At 63.4% G+C, this 16461-nt stretch carries 21 protein-coding genes, 1 pseudogene and 1 riboswitch; of the genes and pseudogenes, 11 read left to right on the top strand and 11 right to left on the bottom strand.

All coding sequences use genetic code 11. The annotated features are described in order from the left end of the window. Positions 1 to 79: 79 nt before the first annotated feature. Positions 80 to 541, bottom strand: a complete 462-nt coding sequence (gene ybgC, locus QCE49_RS10710) for a tol-pal system-associated acyl-CoA thioesterase (RefSeq protein WP_250435153.1) — start codon at positions 539 to 541, stop codon at positions 80 to 82. 127 nt (positions 542 to 668) lie between these two features. Continuing rightward, positions 669 to 1415 (bottom strand): bifunctional NADP-dependent 3-hydroxy acid dehydrogenase/3-hydroxypropionate dehydrogenase YdfG, encoded by a 747-nt coding sequence (ydfG, locus tag QCE49_RS10705; RefSeq protein WP_239295118.1) that lies wholly within the window; start codon positions 1413 to 1415, stop codon positions 669 to 671. 206 nt (positions 1416 to 1621) lie between these two features. Continuing rightward, positions 1622 to 1720: riboswitch (ZMP/ZTP riboswitch) on the top strand. Between the two features lie 166 nt (positions 1721 to 1886). Here ydfG and glyA point away from each other — a divergent pair. From glyA to QCE49_RS10670, 7 genes are all read left to right on the top strand, one after another. After that, a complete protein-coding gene (gene glyA / locus QCE49_RS10700; RefSeq protein WP_250457443.1) occupies positions 1887 to 3134 on the top strand; it encodes a serine hydroxymethyltransferase in 1248 nt (415 codons plus the stop codon). An 18-nt stretch (positions 3135 to 3152) separates the two neighbouring features. After that, positions 3153 to 3635: a transcriptional regulator NrdR gene (nrdR, locus tag QCE49_RS10695; RefSeq protein ID WP_008342795.1), complete on the top strand. Its 483-nt coding sequence runs from the start codon at positions 3153 to 3155 to the stop codon at positions 3633 to 3635. Between the two features lie 159 nt (positions 3636 to 3794). Beyond that, entirely contained in the window at positions 3795 to 4343 is a 549-nt protein-coding gene (locus tag QCE49_RS10690) for a GspH/FimT family pseudopilin (RefSeq protein WP_034471533.1), read from the top strand. Then, positions 4340 to 4723, top strand: coding sequence for a prepilin-type N-terminal cleavage/methylation domain-containing protein (locus QCE49_RS10685; RefSeq protein ID WP_250457444.1), 384 nt, complete (start codon positions 4340 to 4342; stop codon positions 4721 to 4723). Before QCE49_RS10690 ends, QCE49_RS10685 begins: the two co-directional genes overlap by 4 nt. After that, the gene (locus QCE49_RS10680; RefSeq protein WP_250457445.1) at positions 4720 to 5508 is read left to right on the top strand and encodes a PilW family protein; all 789 of its coding nucleotides are present in this window, start codon (positions 4720 to 4722) and stop codon (positions 5506 to 5508) included. Before QCE49_RS10685 ends, QCE49_RS10680 begins: the two co-directional genes overlap by 4 nt. Beyond that, on the top strand, positions 5505 to 5984 hold the full coding sequence (locus QCE49_RS10675; RefSeq protein ID WP_034471539.1) for a pilus assembly protein: 480 nt from the start codon (positions 5505 to 5507) through the stop codon (positions 5982 to 5984). The genes QCE49_RS10680 and QCE49_RS10675 overlap by 4 nt, the downstream gene beginning before the upstream one ends. A gap of 8 nt (positions 5985 to 5992) precedes the next feature. Further along, complete coding sequence (locus QCE49_RS10670) at positions 5993 to 6445, top strand: type IV pilin protein (protein ID WP_239295115.1); 453 nt, start codon at positions 5993 to 5995, stop codon at positions 6443 to 6445. Between the two features lie 8 nt (positions 6446 to 6453). Here the strand turns inward: QCE49_RS10670 and QCE49_RS10665 are convergent, their stop codons facing one another. From QCE49_RS10665 to QCE49_RS10650, 4 genes are all read right to left on the bottom strand, one after another. Beyond that, a complete protein-coding gene (locus tag QCE49_RS10665) occupies positions 6454 to 6960 on the bottom strand; it encodes a DUF3318 domain-containing protein (RefSeq protein WP_008342783.1) in 507 nt (168 codons plus the stop codon). 21 nt (positions 6961 to 6981) lie between these two features. Continuing rightward, on the bottom strand, positions 6982 to 7362 hold the full coding sequence (locus QCE49_RS10660; protein WP_034471543.1) for a phage holin family protein: 381 nt from the start codon (positions 7360 to 7362) through the stop codon (positions 6982 to 6984). A 182-nt stretch (positions 7363 to 7544) separates the two neighbouring features. Continuing rightward, positions 7545 to 7847 carry a YqjD family protein gene (locus tag QCE49_RS10655; protein ID WP_008342781.1) on the bottom strand — a complete coding sequence of 101 codons (303 nt, stop codon included), beginning with the start codon at positions 7845 to 7847 and terminating at the stop codon, positions 7545 to 7547. Positions 7848 to 8143: 296 nt separating this feature from the next. Next, positions 8144 to 9334 carry an acyl-CoA dehydrogenase gene (locus QCE49_RS10650; RefSeq protein WP_250457446.1) on the bottom strand — a complete coding sequence of 397 codons (1191 nt, stop codon included), beginning with the start codon at positions 9332 to 9334 and terminating at the stop codon, positions 8144 to 8146. A gap of 133 nt (positions 9335 to 9467) precedes the next feature. Here QCE49_RS10650 and QCE49_RS10645 point away from each other — a divergent pair, with 133 nt between their 5' ends. Further along, entirely contained in the window at positions 9468 to 10256 is a 789-nt protein-coding gene (locus QCE49_RS10645; protein ID WP_008342778.1) for an IclR family transcriptional regulator, read from the top strand. Positions 10257 to 10260: 4 nt separating this feature from the next. Here the strand turns inward: QCE49_RS10645 and kynA are convergent, their stop codons facing one another. From kynA to kynB, 3 genes are read right to left on the bottom strand one after another with little or no spacing between them, the layout of a single operon-like run. Beyond that, positions 10261 to 11136 carry a tryptophan 2,3-dioxygenase gene (gene kynA / locus QCE49_RS10640; protein ID WP_008342777.1) on the bottom strand — a complete coding sequence of 292 codons (876 nt, stop codon included), beginning with the start codon at positions 11134 to 11136 and terminating at the stop codon, positions 10261 to 10263. Between the two features lie 13 nt (positions 11137 to 11149). Beyond that, a complete protein-coding gene (gene kynU / locus QCE49_RS10635; protein WP_250457447.1) occupies positions 11150 to 12400 on the bottom strand; it encodes a kynureninase in 1251 nt (416 codons plus the stop codon). Positions 12401 to 12426: 26 nt separating this feature from the next. After that, positions 12427 to 13053, bottom strand: a complete 627-nt coding sequence (gene kynB, locus QCE49_RS10630) for an arylformamidase (RefSeq protein ID WP_244807600.1) — start codon at positions 13051 to 13053, stop codon at positions 12427 to 12429. A gap of 133 nt (positions 13054 to 13186) precedes the next feature. Between kynB and QCE49_RS10625 the strand changes: the two genes are divergently transcribed. After that, positions 13187 to 13690, top strand: a complete 504-nt coding sequence (locus tag QCE49_RS10625; protein WP_008342772.1) for an Lrp/AsnC family transcriptional regulator — start codon at positions 13187 to 13189, stop codon at positions 13688 to 13690. A 1-nt stretch (position 13691) separates the two neighbouring features. Here QCE49_RS10625 and QCE49_RS10620 read toward each other — a convergent pair whose 3' ends face one another. Further along, on the bottom strand, positions 13692 to 14204 hold the full coding sequence (locus QCE49_RS10620; RefSeq protein WP_250457448.1) for a flavin reductase family protein: 513 nt from the start codon (positions 14202 to 14204) through the stop codon (positions 13692 to 13694). 323 nt (positions 14205 to 14527) lie between these two features. Here QCE49_RS10620 and msrA point away from each other — a divergent pair, with 323 nt between their 5' ends. Then, entirely contained in the window at positions 14528 to 15076 is a 549-nt protein-coding gene (gene msrA / locus QCE49_RS10615; protein WP_250440160.1) for a peptide-methionine (S)-S-oxide reductase MsrA, read from the top strand. 14 nt (positions 15077 to 15090) lie between these two features. Here msrA and QCE49_RS10610 read toward each other — a convergent pair whose 3' ends face one another. After that, a complete protein-coding gene (locus tag QCE49_RS10610; protein WP_409017214.1) occupies positions 15091 to 16182 on the bottom strand; it encodes a DUF72 domain-containing protein in 1092 nt (363 codons plus the stop codon). A gap of 167 nt (positions 16183 to 16349) precedes the next feature. Between QCE49_RS10610 and QCE49_RS10605 the strand changes: the two are divergent. After that, positions 16350 to 16454: pseudogene (locus tag QCE49_RS10605) on the top strand (DUF29 family protein); the annotation flags it as partial. Positions 16455 to 16461 lie beyond the last annotated feature (7 nt).

The raw sequence follows: 16461 nt of genomic DNA, 5'->3' as shown, positions 1-16461 counted from the left end.
CCGTGGCCGGCTCATGCTCGTTAATGCTTCCTCTGTTCCCGATGCCCGGTTTCGCTTCGGTGTGCGATGAGTTCATCGTTCAGGCTCGGTCTTGATCTGCGCCGCGCGATGCCGCGGCGAGCGTCGCGTGCGGGCCGCGCTTCAATCCTTCGATCACCGCATCCGGAATGGCGGCCGGGCGAATCGACGCGCGATCCACCGAGGCAACGCGAATGTCGCCGCTCGCGAGCAGCACGCCGTCGCGCCACGCTTCCTGATGAAAATCCACCGATGCACGGCCGAGGCGCTCGATGCGACTTACAACGCGAATGACGTCATCCAGGCGCGCCGGCGACGAATATTCGACGGCCGTGCGTCTCACGACGAACAGGATGTCGCTCGAATCGGCGAGACGCTGCTGATCGATTCCGCACGCGCGCAGCCATTCGGTGCGCGCCCGTTCGAAGAACTTCAGGTAGTTCGCGTAGAAGACGATGCCGCCGGCGTCGGTGTCCTCGTAATACACCCGAATCGGCCACTCGAAAGTCAACGGATCACTCACCTTTGCGCCGCTCCGCTCGCGCAGAGGCTCATAAACACGATCTGGCTCGCATTTTGACAAATATTCATCGGCGGCATTTTACCGGAACCGGAAGCACCCCCGCCAAATCCTTAGGCAGATATCGGAATCAGCCGCGGTGAATTTGCAACGGTGCGAACGTCTGGGCGACCGGCATCATCTCGATCGCGTTGATGTTCACGTGTGCCGGGCGCGTGGCGATCCAGTAGATCGCGTCGGCGATGTCCTCGGGCGTGAGCGCCTGCACATCCTTATATACAGTCGCGGCTTTGCTGTCGTCGCCCTTGAAGCGCACGTTCGAAAACTCGGTGCCGCCGACGAGCCCCGGCTCGATGTCCGTCACGCGAAGGGCGGTGCCGGCGACGTCCGCGCGCAGGTTCAGACTGAACTGCCGCACGAACGCCTTCGTCGCGCCGTACACGTTGCCTCCGGCGTACGGATACGTGCCCGCCACCGATCCCATGTTGAACACATGTCCGCGATTGCGCTCGATCATGCCCGGCAAGATCGCGTGCGTGACCGTCACGAGACCCGTGCAGTTCGTGTCGATCATGTTCTTCCAGTCGTCGAGATTCGCGCGTTGCGCGGGTTCGAGGCCGAGCGCGAGTCCGGCGTTGTTCACCAGCACGTCGATCTGCGCGAACGCGTCGGGCAGGGCCGCGACGGCGTCGCGGACGGCGTTTTCGTCCCGTACGTCGAGTTCGACTGGCAGAAGCGCGTCGCCGAGTTCGTTCGACAGCGCGACCAGGCGCTCCTTGCGACGCGCGGCGGCGATCACACGATGGCCGCCTTTGACGAACGTGCGGGCGATGGCGGCGCCGAATCCGGCCGACGCGCCGGTGACAAAAACGATCATGAGCGGACTCCGAATGGACTGAGACGGGCAAAGCCGACGCGCGCAGGGCGACGCGTCCGGCAACGGCGCAAAGCGTACTTCCATTGATGCGGCGCGGCAAGCAACCGTGGGCGCGAACGATCGTGCTTTAAGCGTGGCTGCGCGCCCGTCCGATTGCCCTGTAAGCCGGTTGCCTAAAGCATGGCCGGCCATTACACTACAACGCTCAAACCCCGCGTGACTGGCGATAGAATCTTCGGATTCAAGGTGGAGCGACCCACCAGGAAGCGCGGAGCGTCGTTTTGCCGTTCGCCTGGGCAGCTGAGATCCGCACGCCGTCGCTGCGTTGCTGGTGGCTGTCCGTTCCGCGAAACCGGATTCTTCCTCTATCCGCCGCGCCTGGACTCCATCGGTTTCCAGCGTCTTTTGCGTCTGCTTCGAACGTGGCGCACGCGCGATCCGGTCAACCTGTTTTGATCTCACGGAAAACGTATGTTTGACAGAGCCGAAAGTACCCTCGCCAATGTCGATCCCGAATTGCTCAAGGCGATCGAGCAGGAAAACCGCCGCCAGGAAGATCACATCGAGCTGATCGCGTCGGAAAACTACACGAGCCCGGCCGTAATGGCCGCGCAGGGCTCGCAACTCACGAACAAATACGCCGAAGGCTATCCCGGCAAGCGCTATTACGGCGGTTGCGAATATGTGGACATCGTCGAGCAGCTCGCGATCGACCGCGTGAAGCAGCTCTTCGGCGCCGACGCCGCGAACGTGCAGCCGAACTCCGGCTCGCAGGCGAATCAGGGCGTGTTTTTCGCCGTGCTCAAGCCGGGCGACACGATCATGGGCATGAGCCTTGCCGAAGGCGGTCACCTCACGCACGGCTCGCCGGTCAACATGTCGGGCAAGTGGTTCAACGTCGTGAGCTACGGCCTGAACGAAGCCGAGGACATCGACTACGACAAGACCGAAGCGCTCGCCAAGGAACACAAGCCGAAGCTGATCGTCGCGGGCGCGTCGGCGTTTGCGCTGAAGATCGATTTCGAGCGCCTTTCGAAGATCGCGAAGAGCGTCGGCGCGTACTTCATGGTCGACATGGCGCACTACGCCGGTCTCGTCGCGGCTGGCGTGTACCCGAATCCGGTGCCGCACGCGGACTTCGTCACGACGACCACGCACAAGAGCCTGCGCGGCCCGCGCGGCGGCGTCATTCTGATGAAGGCCGAGTTCGAGAAGCAGATCAACTCGGCCATTTTCCCGGGCATTCAGGGCGGTCCGCTGATGCACGTGATCGCCGCGAAGGCCGTCGCGTTCAAGGAAGCGCTGTCGCCGGAATTCAAGGCGTATCAGCAAGCCGTGGTCGATAACGCGCGCGTCCTGGCCGAAACGCTCGTGAAGCGCGGTCTGCGTATCGTCTCGGGCCACACCGAAAGCCATGTGATGCTCGTCGATCTGCGCGCGAAGAAGATCACCGGCAAGGCAGCGGAAGCCGCGCTCGGCGCCGCGCACATCACGGTCAACAAGAACGCCATTCCGAACGATCCGGAAAAGCCGTTCGTCACGAGCGGCGTGCGCCTCGGCTCGCCCGCGATGACCACGCGCGGCTTCGGCACGAAGGAAGCGGAGATCGTCGGCAACCTGATCGCCGACGTGCTCGACAATCCGGAAGACCAGGCGAACCTCGAGCGCGTGCGCGCGCAAGTGGCCGATCTGACCAAGCGTTTCCCGGTCTACCGTTAATTCGCGAGCACACCGCCGATGCGCTGCCCATTTTGCCGACACGAAGATACCCAGGTCGTGGATTCTCGCGTGTCGGAGGATGGCGCGGCCATTCGGCGGCGGCGGCGCTGTCCCGCGTGCGACAAGCGTTTCACCACGTATGAACGCGTCGAACTGGCGCTGCCGAGCGTCGTCAAGAAAGACGGCAGCCGCACCGAGTTCGATCGACGCAAGATCGTCGCGAGCATGCAGCTTGCGCTGCGAAAGCGCCCGGTCGCCGCCGATGCGATCGATGCCGCCGCGTCGCGCATCGAGTATCAGTTGCTCGGCAGCGGCGAGCGCGAAGTGCAGAGCGAGCGTCTCGGCGAGCTCGTCATGAACGAGCTGCGACAGCTCGATACCATCGCTTACGTGCGTTTCGCCTCCGTCTACAAGCGTTTCGAAGACGTCTCGGAATTCGAAGACGTGCTCGATGAATTCCGGCGCACCGCTCCGAAGAAGTCGAGTTCGCGCAAGCGCTGATCTTTTCCGCATCGTTTCCTTCCCAAGCCTCGTTTCCTGACATTCGCTCGCGCAGTCTGCCCGGTATCGGAGAACGCGAACACTCGGCCATTCGGCTAATGGCGGCGCGCCTGACTTATCGCTAGATTGAGCTTTTCGGCTCGATTCGATCGATAAGGCATGCAGACGATTCCCGCATCAAATCAAGGTTTCACGCTCGTCGAACTATGCGTGGTGCTCGCCGTCATGGCGATCCTCGCGACGTTCGCCGCGCCTTCGTTCGTCGCGTGGCAGGCGCGCGATCAAGTCGATGCACGGGCGCGCGCGCTCTTTTCCACGCTGTCGCTTGCGCGCGCCGAAGCCGTGCGGCGCGGTGCACGCGTCACGCTTTGCAGGATCGATGCGTCTCGTCATTGCCTCGCATCGGGCCGAAGCTGCGAAAGCGGTGTCACCGACTGGTCGTGCGGATGGGGCTTGTTCGCCGAGCGCGACGGTGTTTCGACGCTTTTGCGCATGCAGCCGGCGATGACATCGGTTTCCATCGCCGGGACATCGACCGAGCTTTCGTTCACGCCGCCTTCGGGGCAGGTGATCGGCGGATTCCGCAGCTTCGAATTCGGTCCGCGCGGCGCCGATTCCGCCGCGAATCCGTCGTCACGTCGATGCATACGGCTCGCGGCAGGCGGCCGGGCGCGCATGACTTCAGGCGGCTGCGGAGCATCGGCATGAAAGACGTTCAACGTGGAGATTCGCTGATCGAAGTGATGATCGCGCTTACGCTGATGGCCGTGACCGCGCTCGGACTCATCGCGACGCAAAGCGCGCTCGCGCGCGGCGAACGCGCGGCGTTGCTGCACGAACGGGCCGCGATGATCGCAGATTCCGTCGCGGAAGGCATTCGCAGCGAAGCGGACCGCGCGGCGATCGTGTCGCAATGGCAGGGGAGAGCGGCGTCGATGCTGCCTGCGGGCGACGTGGCAATATCCGATCGCGCCGATGGCGTGCGCATCGCGACCGTGAGCTGGCGCGCGCAAGACCGCTCCGAGCCGTGCCCCGAACCGCAGGCTAAGCCGCTCACGTCGTGCATCGCCGTGGCGTTTGCGCGATGACTCCGCGCTTGCTCTCATCGCGCGGCCATACGCTGCTGGAAATGACGATTGCGCTCGCGCTCGGCATGCTGATCGTGACCGCTTCGCTGTCGCTCTATCGCGGGCAGCGCGCCGCTTTCGACCGCGCCGCCGATGCCGCGCGCATTCACGACGCCGCGTCCAGCGCTTTGGAAATGCTCGCCCAGCAGATCCAGATGGCCGGATTCGCATCGAGCGTGGAATCGCCGGTCGATGCGTCGATGTTCGGTTGCGCGCAAGGCCGCGTGATTGGAGCGGATACAACCGCATCGTGCGAATCGCTCGCAAGCCATTCGGACGGCCTGCAGGTTCGCTATTCAGCCGACGCCCTCTCGACCTGGCCGTCGACCGCGGGCGCGCCGACCGATTGCCTCGGCCAGGCGGTCTCCGACGCCATCGTCACGAACCGGTTCTACGCAAAGCCGAGCAGTTCCACCGGAGAGCCCGAGTTGTACTGCGAAGGCGGCGGCAGACAGGCGCAGCCGATCGTCGAAGGCATCGAGCGAATGCGGGTGATGTATTGGCTCGCGGGGGCGCCGTCCGCATCGGATGCTTCGGCTATCGCGCGCGAACGCTGGCGCGATGTCCATGCTGCGGACGTATGCATCGTCGTGCGCGGTTTCATCGCACAGGCCAAGCGGAAAGCGAACTATGTGGATTGCAACGGCTTGCCCGTAACCGTCGAGGACGGCCACGTTCGCCAGGTCTTCTGGCGGCGCGTCGCGATACGGAATTCGGTGGCGTCGCCGTCCGGAGGCGCGCAATGAAGCGACGTTCGCTGACACGCGCAAGCACGTTGCCGATCGTGCTGATCCTCGCCGCGATGATGTTGATCACGGCTGCCGCATGGCTGCAAACGTCGCTCGTAGCGGCGCGCGCGACTGTCGCGACGCGCGAGCGCGTCCACGCGTTTCATGCCGCGGACAGCGCGTTGATCCGATGCAGCCGAATGCTTTCCCTCGCGTTGCCAACGCCGAGTTCGAAGGACGAGCCGTCGCGATGGCGCGCGAAATCCTCGTTCGACGGACCGTCCGCTGCCGCGATCGCGCCGTTCGCTTCGTGGCCGTACGCGCGCCGCGCGCCGCAATGCCTGATCGAATCGCGGGCCAACGCGTCGTATTTGATTACCGCGCGGGGCTTCGGCGCGAATGCCGATTCCGAGGCTTGGCTGCAACTTAGGATCGATATCGCCGATGGCGTGAGCACCCAATATTGGCGGCGCGTCGTCGCCAGGCCGTTTTGAGGATCGATATGAACGAAAAGGGCTTCAGTCTGCTTGAACTGATGATCGCGCTGGGCGTTGCCGCGATCATCGCGACTTTCTCGATCCCGGCGTATCGGGCGCACGTGGTGAAGGCGCATCGGCTCGACGCCGCGTCGGCCTTGCTGCGCGCGGTTCAGTTCGTGGAAACCGCGCGTCTTGCGCAAACATCGGAAAGCGGCGAGGTGATCGCGCTCGCTTCCGGGCTCGATCGCGCGCCGTCGAGCGGGGCGGCCGTGTACAGCGTGGCCGTGCTGCCGGAAACGCCGACGAACGGCGGTTATGCGATCGAAGCCGTGCCGGTCGCGGCGGGCGCGATGCAGGACGATGTCTGCGGCGTGTTCGTCATCGATGCCACCGGGCTGCGCTGGAATCGCCCGCCTGACGCGACCACGCCGCTCGATGCGGCACAGTCGGCGTCATGCTGGGCGGGGAAGAGTTGATGCGGGCGTCAGAAAACGGTCGGATCGACGGCGTCGTTGGAGGTTTCGGGCGCGGCGTTCTTCATCTGCGTGTAGATGCGCCAGCCTTCCCATCCGGCGAGCGCGAGACCGCCCCATTTGAGCACCGGCTTCGCGCTGTGCAACAGCTTCGTCCGCACCGGCTTGGTGAGTACGAGCGAGGCGAGCGATCCGATGACCGGATACTGCTTGAACAGCAAGCCGACATTGCCCGAGCCGAGCAGCGAAGCGAGCATGCCGCCAATGCCGCCCGCCGAGCCGCCGCGGCCGCGCTTGCCCCAGCGGCGCGAGCCGCCGCTGCCAGGCATCAGGAAGCGCAGCACGCTGAAATGCGTGACCGACGTGCGCAGATCATAGGTGGCTTGCCGCAGCTCCATGCGCTCGACATCCGCGCGGGCGATCAGCAGTTCCTTGCGCAGCGCGCGCATGTGCGGCGTGCGCAGCTTCTGCATCTTGCCGCGCTTGGGAGGCTTGAAGGTGTCGTCGTGTTGGCTCATGGCTTGATTTGGGCGCGGGAATCAACGGAAGGTATCGCGGTCCTTGCGGAATTCGGCGAGCGTGTCGTCGAACATGTTCGGCGCATCGCGCAGATTGCTGCGCGCACGCAGGCCGCATCCGACCGCGATCAGCGCGTACAGAAGGGTGATGCCGCCGAGCGCCTGCCAGCGATACGTGTCCCAGAAGAAGATGGCGATGAGCACCGTCAGGGAGATGAGCGCCATCATCGCGAGCATCATGGCGGCGAGCCCGAGGAAAAGCACGCCGATGAGCCGCTCCTTTTCTTCCTGAAGCTCGATGCCGATGAGTTCAAGGCGCGTCTCGAAGATGGCGAAGGCGGAGCTCAGAATTCGTCGCAACGGTCCGGGAGACGATTGCTGCGTTGGCCGTTCTGTCGTCATGGCTTGAATGCGAGAGGCGCGTTTGGTGCCGCTGTTGGTGGGTCCGGTCGGCGCTCGAGGCAGCCGGCCGGTGCGAGTGTCGAACCGCGCGCCCGGGCGAGGCGCTCGCGGTTCAGTCCAGCGGGGACCGCGACAGAAAGCTGATTAGCAATCTGCGGGCCATTGAATCGAAGACGGGTGCTTTACTTCCGGTTGATCAGAAGTCCGATCACCATGCCGATGCCAGCCGCGATCCCAATGGACGCCCACGGATGCTCGTGCACGTAATCGTCGGTGGCGCGGGCGGCCTTCTTGCCTCGCTCGATCACGACGACTTGCGCGTCGGCGGCTTTTTCCTTGGCTTGCTTGAGACGGGTGAGTGCGGTCTCGCGCAGTTCGGAGGCGCGTTCGCCAGTGGCGGTAGCTGCTTGCTTCAAGAGATCTTCGGCGTCAGCGAGTACTGATTTGATATCCGACATGAATCGCTCCTTGTTGATTTCTGACATTAAAGGCTCCAATCGGTGAGGTTACGCGAATCGTAACCAAAGATGGGATCGCTGACGAGGAGACGTGCGCCCTGCCGCGCTGAATGTCGCAGTTTCCGTTCCAGTCGCATCGGGCCGTGCGCGACAGCCGACGCCTCGTGATTTCATCGACATCGTTTCGAATTGATACGATCTGGCCCGTAAAAGTTTCAGGTGTAGATCGAAAGTTACACACGCCGATGCGCAAATGCACGCGTGAAAACAAAAAGGGCTGGCGCAACATGCGCCAGCCCTTTTCAATTGTGAATGAAGCTTGTTTAGAAAAACGCCTGAATTCCGGTTTGGGCGCGTCCGAGAATCAACGCGTGAATATCGTGCGTGCCTTCGTACGTGTTCACCACTTCGAGGTTCACGAGATGACGCGCGACACCGAATTCATCGGAGATGCCGTTGCCGCCGAGCATGTCGCGCGCGAGCCGGGCGATGTCGAGCGCCTTGCCGCACGAATTGCGCTTCATGATCGACGTGATCTCGACGGCCGCCGTGCCTTCGTCCTTCATGCGGCCGAGGCGCAGCACGCCTTGCAGGCCGAGCGTGATTTCGGTCTGCATGTCGGCGAGCTTTTTCTGAATCAGTTGATTCGCGGCAAGCGGCCGACCGAATTGCTTGCGATCGAGCGTGTACTGTCGCGCCGTGTGCCAGCACGCTTCGGCCGCGCCGAGCGCGCCCCAGGAAATGCCGTAGCGCGCCGAGTTGAGGCAAGTGAACGGACCTTTGAGGCCGCGCACGTTCGGCAGCATGTTCTCTTCGGGGACGAACACTTCGTCCATCACGATCTCGCCGGTGATCGACGCGCGCAAGCCGACCTTGCCGTGAATCGCCGGCGCCGACAGACCCTTCCAGCCTTTCTCGAGGATAAAGCCGCGGATCTCGTCGCGCCCGTCTTCCTCCAGCTTCGCCCAGACGACGAACACGTCCGCGATCGGCGAGTTCGAGATCCACATCTTCGTGCCCGACAGCGAGAAACCGTTCTGCACTTTCTTCGCGCGCGTCGTCATGCCGGCCGGATCGGAACCCGCGTTCGGCTCGGTGAGACCGAAGCAGCCGATCCACTCGCCGCGCGCGAGCTTCGGCAGATACTTTTCCTTTTGCGCGTCGCTGCCGAACGTGTTGATCGGCACCATCACGAGCGATGACTGCACCGACATCATCGAGCGATAACCCGAATCCACGCGCTCCACTTCACGCGCGATCAGCCCGTAGCACACATAGTTCAGGCCCGGGCCGCCGTACTGTTCGGGAATCGTCGGTCCGAGCAGGCCCAGTTCGCCCATTTCGCGGAAGATCGCCGGATCGGTCTTCTCCTCGCGAAACGCCTGCATGACGCGCGGCTGCAGCTTGTCCTGCGCGTACGCGCGCGCGGCGTCGCGCACCATGCGTTCGTCTTCGGTCAGTTGCTGATCCAGCAAGAGCGGATCTTCCCAGTTGAAACGGGCGGCGTCGGCCATGTGCATCTCCTGATTTCATCGTGAAGCGCCGTGCGCCGACCGGCTCGCGCGATCGGCCGAAGCGCGTGGCGCTTGACGTGAGTTCCGCTAAGCGGAACAATGTTTTGCAAATCAGCTTCGAGTTTATCACCCGATGTCGACAGATTCCAACCGAAATTCCGGGCGCCTCATCTCGTCGGAGGATGTCGACGAGCGCAAGTTCGTCGTCGCGCTCGCTCGCGGGCTCGACCTGCTGCGTGCGTTTCGTCCCGGCGAGACGCTGCTCGGCAATCGCGATTTCGTCGACCGCACGGGATTGCCGAAGGCGACGGTCAATCGTCTCGCCTACACGCTGACGACGCTCGGCTATCTGCGTTTCGACGAACCCGCGGGCAAATACGCGCTCGATACCGGCGTGCTGTCGCTTGGCTTCACGCTGCTCGCGGGCGCGGACACGCTCGAACTCGCGCGTCCGCACATGCGCGCGCTGGCGCGGGAGATCGGCGCGGCGGTGTCGCTCGGCTGCCGCGACGGGCTCGACATGATCTATCTGGAAACCATCCGCAGCGAGACGGCGCTGACGCTCGGCCTCGCGCCCGGTTCGCGTCTGTCGATGCTCACGAGTTCGATGGGCCGCGCCTATCTCGCCGTGCAGGACGACGCGGCGCGCGAAGCTCTGTTTGAGGAACTCGGCAGGAACGAAGGCGAAGAGAAGGTCGAAGCGGCCCGCCGCTCGATCGAGGATTTCGCGCGCGACGGCTGCTGCTACTCGTTTCGCGAGTGGCACGACGATGTGAACGCCATCGCCGCGCCGGTCCGCGATCTGCGCAACGGACGCTGGCTCGTGCTGTCGAGCAGCGGGCCGGCGTCATCGATGGGCGAAGCGTATTTCCGCGAGACGATCGGCCCGAAGCTGAAGGCGCTTGCCGCGCGTCTCGCGTAACGACTCAGAGCACCGTTCGGACGTGCCAAAGCTCCGGGAACAGCACGACATCGAGCATCTTGCGCAGATACGACGCGCCTGCCGTGCCGCCCGTGCCGCCCTTGAAACCGATGATGCGCTCCACCGTCGTCACATGCCGGAAGCGCCATTGCCGGAACGCGTCTTCGAGATCGACGAGTTCCTCGGCCATCTCGTACAAATCCCAGTGTTGCGACGGATCGCGATACACCGCGAGCCACGCCGCTTCGACAGACGGATCGTGCGTCGTCGGCTGCGTCCAGTCGCGGTTCAGGCGCGCCGGATCGATCGCGAAGCCGCGTCGCGCGAGCAGGCGGATCACTTCGTCATAGAAAGAGGGCGCCTCGAGCGTTTCGCGGACCTGCGCGAGAATCTCCGGCCGATGCGCGTGCGGCTTCAGCATCTGCTCGTTCTTGTTGCCGAGCATGAACTCGATCTGCCGATATTGATGCGACTGAAAGCCCGACGACTGTCCGAGATACGGGCGCATCGCGGTGTATTCGGAGGGCGTCATCGTCGCGAGGACGTTCCACGCCTGCACCAGCTGCTCGAAGATGCGCGACACGCGCGCGAGCATTTTGAACGCGGGCGGCAATTCATCGCGATGCACCGCCGCGAGCGCCGCGCGCAGTTCGTATAGCGCGAGCTTCATCCACAGCTCGCTCGTCTGATGCTGCACGATGAACAGCATCTCGTTGTGATCCGGCGAGAGCGGACGCTGCGCGTTGAGGATCGAATCGAGGCCGAGGTAATCGCCGTAGCTCATCGAATCGGAGAAATCGAGCTTGGCGTCGTGCCAGCCTTTTTCTTGCGTCGCGTTCTGCGCGCCGTGGCCGAAAGGGCAGCCTTGTGTAGTGCTCATCTCGACGTTCCTCTCACGTCACCGATGCGCGCTCGGCGAACTCGGGCGCGCGCCAGCTTTCGGTCGCGAGCACGTCGCGCAGGATTTCGACGGCGTCCCATACATCGACGAAACGTGTATAGAGCGGCGTGAAGCCGAAGCGCAAGATGCGCGGTTCGCGATAATCGCCGATCACGCCGCGCGCGATCAGCGCCTGCATCACTTCATAGCCGTTCGGATGCTCGAAGCTCGCCTGCGAGCCGCGTTGCGCGTGATCGCGCGGCGTCGCGAGCGACAGCGGAAAGTCGCCGCAACGTTCCTCGACGAGCTTGATAAACAAGTCCGAAAGCGCCAGCGATTTGCGACGCAGAGCCTGCATGTCGGTTTGAAGGAAAACATCGAGCCCGCATTCGACGAGCGACATCGACACGATCGGCTGCGTGCCGCAAAGAAAACGGCCGATGCCGTCGTCCGGCCGATACACCGGGTTCATTTCGAACGGCTTCTTGTGCCCCCACCAGCCGGAAAGCGGCTGCGAAAACGCGTTCTGATGGCGCTTCGGCACCCAGACGAACGCGGGCGAACCCGGCCCGCCGTTCAAATACTTGTACGTGCAGCCAACGGCGTAATCCGCGCCCACACCGTTCAGATCGACCGGCACCGCGCCCGCCGAATGCGCGAGATCCCAGACCGCGAGCGCGCCCGCGCGATGAATCGTCTGCGTGAGCGCGGCCATGTCGTGCATGTAGCCGGTGCGATAGTTGACGTGCGTAATCATCGCGATGGCGGTGTTTTCGTCGATCGCCGTCGGCAATTCGGAAGGGTCATCGACGAGACGCAGCTCGTAGCCGCGATCCAGTTGCTCGATCAAGCCCTGCGCGATGTACAGATCGGTCGGAAAGTTCGAACGTTCGGAGACGATCACGCGCCGCTTCGGATCGCGCTCGTTCGCGAGCTTGAGCGCGGCCGACAGGATCTTGAAAAGATTCGCCGAAATCGTATCGGTGACGACGACTTCGTCCTCGCCCGCGCCGATCAGCGGCGCCAGCTTGTTGCCGAGGCGCTTGGGCAGCGCGAACCAGCCGGCCGTGTTCCAGCTGCGGATCAGGCCTTCGCCCCATTCGGCGGCGATCACATCGGCGGCGCGCGCGGCGGCGGCCTTGGGCGGCACGCCGAGCGAGTTGCCGTCGAGATAGATCACGCCGTCGGCGAGCGCGAACTGGTCGCGCAGCGCGCCGAGCGGATCGTCGCGGTCGAGCGCCGCGGCTTCGTCACGATGTTTCATCGAAAAGTCCATAAATTTGAAGATCATCAAGAAAGCGGACGCAGGACGGCGCGAACGGGACTCGCGTCGAGCGTCGAGAATTTGAGCGGCAGGGCGATCAGTTCAAAATCGCCGGGCGCGGCGGCATCGAGCACGAGGCCTTCGAGAATCGCCATGCCGTGCGCGCGGATGCGCTTGTGGGCATCCATCGTCTTCGAGTCTTGCGGATCGAGCGACGGCGTATCGATGCCGATGAGTTTCACGCCTTTTTCTGCCAGCAAGTCGATGGTTTCGGGCGCGACGGCGGCGAACGCGCTGTCCCACGCGTCGAGCGGCGCGTTCGTGTAGGTGCGCAACAAAACGCGCGGCGGACAGTCGGCGAGATGCGCGGCGACGTGCGCGGGCGTCACGAGCGGCGACGCGCCGATGCAGTGCACGACGCGGCACGCACCGATGTACGTGTCGAGCGCGACTTCGCCGATCGGCGCGCCGTGTTCGTCGTAGTGAAGCGGGGCATCGGCATGAGAGCCGGTGTGCGGCGAAAGCGTAAGCCGCGCGACGTTGACGGGCGAGCCCGCCTCCATGCGCCACACGCGCTCGATGCCGACCGGCGTATCGCCCGGCCAGACGGGCGTGGCGGGATTGATCGGTGGAGAAATGTCCAGAAGCGTCATGACGCGCCCTAGCAGAAAGCGTGGAGATGCGTCAAATCATAGTCGTGTCATCTCGAAAAGTGCTTGCGAAATAACCACCCAAAACTGTCGCGCTTAGAACATAATTCGATGAAACGGGCTAGGGGACTCAAAAATGACCGGATTCACGCTCGATGCAACGGATTGCCGAATTCTGGCGGTACTGCAGGAAGATGGACGGATCAGTAACCTGGACCTGGCGGAGCGCATCTCGCTCTCGCCGTCGGCGTGTCTGCGCCGAATGCGGCTGCTGGAAGAGGAAGGGGTGATCGCGAGCTATCGCGCGTGCCTCGACCGCGAGCGGCTTGGCATCGAACTGGAGGCGTTCGTCCACGTTTCGATGCGCAATGACCAGGAAAATTGGCACGAGAAGTTCGCCGCGGCCGTGCGCGAATGGCCCGAAGTGGTCGGCGCGTTCGTCGTCACGGGCGACACGCATTACGTGCTGCGCGTGCTTGCGCATAACCTCAAACACTACTCCGACTTCATTCTCTCGAAGCTCTACAAGGCGCCTGGCGTGATCGACATTCGCTCGAACATCGTGTTGCAGACGATGAAGGACGACGCGGGCGTGCCGGTCGCGCTGATCGAGCAGCCGGGGCGCGGCCACACGGCGTAAGTTATTCGAGCGGTCCGAGCGTGTGAAAAGCGCCCGCCTGGAAGACGAGCGGCGCGACGTCGCTTGCGTCTTCGCGCACGCCGCATCGCTCCACTTCGCCGACGAAGATCACGTGATCGCCTTCGTCGTAGCGGCTGCGATTGTGGCATTCGAACCACGCGAGCGCGCCGTCGAGCACGGGCATGCCGGTATCGCCGGCGGCGTGCGAGACGCCCGCGAAGCGGTCGCCCTTGACGGTCGCGAAGCGCTTGCACAGGTCGATCTGCGACGCCGCGAGCACATTCACCACGTAGTGGCTATTGGCGCGGAACACCGGCATCGACGCCGATTTCGTCGCGAGACTCCACAGCACGAGCGGCGGTTTCAGCGACACCGAGTTGAACGAACTCGCGGTGATACCGATCAACTGGCCGGATTCGGTGCGCGTCGTGATGACCGTGACGCCGGTCGCAAACTGGCCGAGCGCGGCGCGAAACGCGGTCGGATCGAAATTCGGGGTTTTGGCGCGTGTCATTCGGCAGATCGGCAGGCAAATGGGCGGTCGAGTGTGTCGTGTGCTACCGAGCCGGCCGCGCGTCGCGCTTCAGTCGGAAGAACCTTTTCAGAAGCCATGTAAAAGCTGGAGATTTGTGTCGATTCTATCGGAATCGGCTGCCGCCGGCCGTCGAATGACCGTACTGCGGCAGCAAGTTCTCTGCCGCACGAGGGCTTTCTGCGCGGCGTGCGCAAACCCAGTAAGCTCGATTCATCGCGCCCGGGCGATTGAATAACCGGACGGACGCATCCATATGCATGATCCGCGGCGTGGCCGCATGCACTTGATGAGGAGCTTGCCTTATGACTCAACCCGGACTTGAGACCGCGACACTCGGCGGCGGATGTTTCTGGTGCACCGAAGCCGTGTTTCTCGCGGTGCAGGGCGTGGAGTCGGTCGAATCGGGCTATGCGGGCGGCAAGGTGGTGAATCCGTCGTACGAGCAGGTTTGCAGCGGCGACACCGGTCACGCGGAAGTGGTGAAGGTCGTGTTCGATCCGTCGGTCATCACGTATCGCGAAGTGCTCGAGATCTTCTTCGCGACGCACGATCCGACGCAGCTCAACCGACAAGGCAACGATGTGGGCACGCAGTATCGCTCGGCCGTTTTCACGCATTCGGACGAACAGCGCAAGACGGCGCTCGAAGTCATCGAGGAACTCGGTCGCGAGGACGTGTACGACAAGACCATCGTCACGCAAGTCGTGCCGCTCGACGACGATTACTATCCGGCCGAGGCGTATCACCAAAACTACTTCGCGCAGCATCCGAATCAGGGATATTGCGCGGCGGTCGTCGGGCCGAAGGTCGCGAAGTTTCGCAAGAAGTTCGTGCATCGCCTGAAGGCGTGATGCGCGTCTAGCCGCTAGTCGATCCGCGCGCGCTCGCATGCCTGCGCGATGCCGCGCGCGAGTTCGAAGCAGGTCAGCGGCGCGGAGCCTTCCGCCTTGTTGTTCGCCGCGATCACGACCGGCTGGCCCGCGATCGCATATCGCGCGGCCAGTTCGGCGAGCGCTTGGCGCGTGTCGAGGTCTTCGTCGACGATCTTGTCGAACGGCTCGTACTTCGCTTTCGCCTGCTCGTATTTGAAGCCGCTGTGCAGACTCCAGCGCACGATGAGCGGTCCCATTTTTTCTTCATCGAGCAGCGCGAGCGCTTTCGCCTGACGGCGCACGTCCGGCATGCGCGCATGAACGCCGATGCAATACCGCACGTTCGCGTCACGCAATGCGCGGATAAAGCGCGGCGTGAGCATCGCGGCGTCGCGGATCTCGACGGCGTAGCACGCGTCGCCTTCGAGCGGCGGCAGCGTTTGCAGAAACGCCGACAGCCGCTCGATGAAGCGCGCCGGCTCGACGATCATCGCGTCGGGCAGCGGCGAGAACTGGAACACGAGCGCGCCCGCTTTTTCGCCGAGACCGCCGATGCACGGCGTCACGAACTCGTCGATGGCGATCTGCGCATTCAGGAACGCGGGATTTTCCGCGTCCGGCGTGCCGCGCTCGCCGCGGATGAAGGCATCGGTGACGGATGCGGGCGCTTTCACGATGAAGCGGAAATGCGCGGGCACTTGCGAGGCGTGACGCGCGTAATCGGCGAGCGACAGCGGCGCGTAAAACGACCGGTCGATGGAGACGCTCTTCAGGAGCGGATGCGCGCCATAAGCGGTGAGGCCGTCGCGGGAGAGTTTGGTGTTCGAGTAGTCATCGCCATAAACGATGCCGCGCCAGCCGGGAAACGACCACGTCGATGTGCCGAGATGGATCGCGTCCGGAAGACGCTTCGCGAGGGCTTCGAGTTCGGGTTGCAAGGGCGCGGGAAGGACGCCGCGCGGTTTGGGTTGTCTCGGCGGTTTGGCTGGTTCGATAGAAGCTGGCGCGGACTCGCCGAAAAGATCCAACGCTTGATCCGTCGTGATGGTGACTTCGTGCTTTCGAGGTTCGGCTTCGTTGTTCACACGGTTGTGAGTGTTCATGAGTGGCAAGCCGAAATTCAGAAGAATCGATGCGACTTGAGCGACGATGCGCGAAAGAAGTCGCAGTGTAGCGGATAGAATATCCGAGTGTCCGGGCAGGGGATCCGGGATGAGACAGGAGTATGAGATAGGAACGCGCCGTATGGGAAAAAGCGGTCGTGGCAGCCTCGAACGAAACCGGTCTGGAAGATTTTCCGGAAAGCTGTCTCTGGTCGATCGAGCAGATCATGGACGGCGAATTCTTGCCCGGATAGTCGAAAA

It is taken from the genome of Caballeronia sp. LZ008, assembly GCF_031451435.1.
In the GTDB taxonomy this organism is placed as follows: Bacteria; Pseudomonadota; Gammaproteobacteria; order Burkholderiales; family Burkholderiaceae; genus Caballeronia; species Caballeronia zhejiangensis.
The sequence above is the reverse complement of the archived record's forward strand: the minus strand, read 5'-3'. Positions and strand labels throughout refer to the sequence as shown.

What these genes read in the sequence shown, in the direction of transcription:
- ydfG (WP_239295118.1), bottom strand. Translation starts at nt 1,415, where the DNA reads ATGATCGTTTTTGTCACCGGCGCGTCGGCCGGATTCGGCGCCGCCATC.
- glyA (WP_250457443.1), top strand. Translation starts at nt 1,887, where the DNA reads ATGTTTGACAGAGCCGAAAGTACCCTCGCCAATGTCGATCCCGAATTG.
- nrdR (WP_008342795.1), top strand. Translation starts at nt 3,153, where the DNA reads ATGCGCTGCCCATTTTGCCGACACGAAGATACCCAGGTCGTGGATTCT.
- QCE49_RS10690 (WP_034471533.1), top strand. Translation starts at nt 3,795, where the DNA reads ATGCAGACGATTCCCGCATCAAATCAAGGTTTCACGCTCGTCGAACTA.
- QCE49_RS10685 (WP_250457444.1), top strand. Translation starts at nt 4,340, where the DNA reads ATGAAAGACGTTCAACGTGGAGATTCGCTGATCGAAGTGATGATCGCG.
- QCE49_RS10680 (WP_250457445.1), top strand. Translation starts at nt 4,720, where the DNA reads ATGACTCCGCGCTTGCTCTCATCGCGCGGCCATACGCTGCTGGAAATG.
- QCE49_RS10675 (WP_034471539.1), top strand. Translation starts at nt 5,505, where the DNA reads ATGAAGCGACGTTCGCTGACACGCGCAAGCACGTTGCCGATCGTGCTG.
- QCE49_RS10670 (WP_239295115.1), top strand. Translation starts at nt 5,993, where the DNA reads ATGAACGAAAAGGGCTTCAGTCTGCTTGAACTGATGATCGCGCTGGGC.
- QCE49_RS10665 (WP_008342783.1), bottom strand. Translation starts at nt 6,960, where the DNA reads ATGAGCCAACACGACGACACCTTCAAGCCTCCCAAGCGCGGCAAGATG.
- QCE49_RS10660 (WP_034471543.1), bottom strand. Translation starts at nt 7,362, where the DNA reads ATGACGACAGAACGGCCAACGCAGCAATCGTCTCCCGGACCGTTGCGA.
- QCE49_RS10655 (WP_008342781.1), bottom strand. Translation starts at nt 7,847, where the DNA reads ATGTCAGAAATCAACAAGGAGCGATTCATGTCGGATATCAAATCAGTA.
- QCE49_RS10650 (WP_250457446.1), bottom strand. Translation starts at nt 9,334, where the DNA reads ATGGCCGACGCCGCCCGTTTCAACTGGGAAGATCCGCTCTTGCTGGAT.
- QCE49_RS10645 (WP_008342778.1), top strand. Translation starts at nt 9,468, where the DNA reads ATGTCGACAGATTCCAACCGAAATTCCGGGCGCCTCATCTCGTCGGAG.
- kynA (WP_008342777.1), bottom strand. Translation starts at nt 11,136, where the DNA reads ATGAGCACTACACAAGGCTGCCCTTTCGGCCACGGCGCGCAGAACGCG.
- kynU (WP_250457447.1), bottom strand. Translation starts at nt 12,400, where the DNA reads ATGAAACATCGTGACGAAGCCGCGGCGCTCGACCGCGACGATCCGCTC.
- kynB (WP_244807600.1), bottom strand. Translation starts at nt 13,053, where the DNA reads ATGACGCTTCTGGACATTTCTCCACCGATCAATCCCGCCACGCCCGTC.
- QCE49_RS10625 (WP_008342772.1), top strand. Translation starts at nt 13,187, where the DNA reads ATGACCGGATTCACGCTCGATGCAACGGATTGCCGAATTCTGGCGGTA.
- QCE49_RS10620 (WP_250457448.1), bottom strand. Translation starts at nt 14,204, where the DNA reads ATGACACGCGCCAAAACCCCGAATTTCGATCCGACCGCGTTTCGCGCC.
- msrA (WP_250440160.1), top strand. Translation starts at nt 14,528, where the DNA reads ATGACTCAACCCGGACTTGAGACCGCGACACTCGGCGGCGGATGTTTC.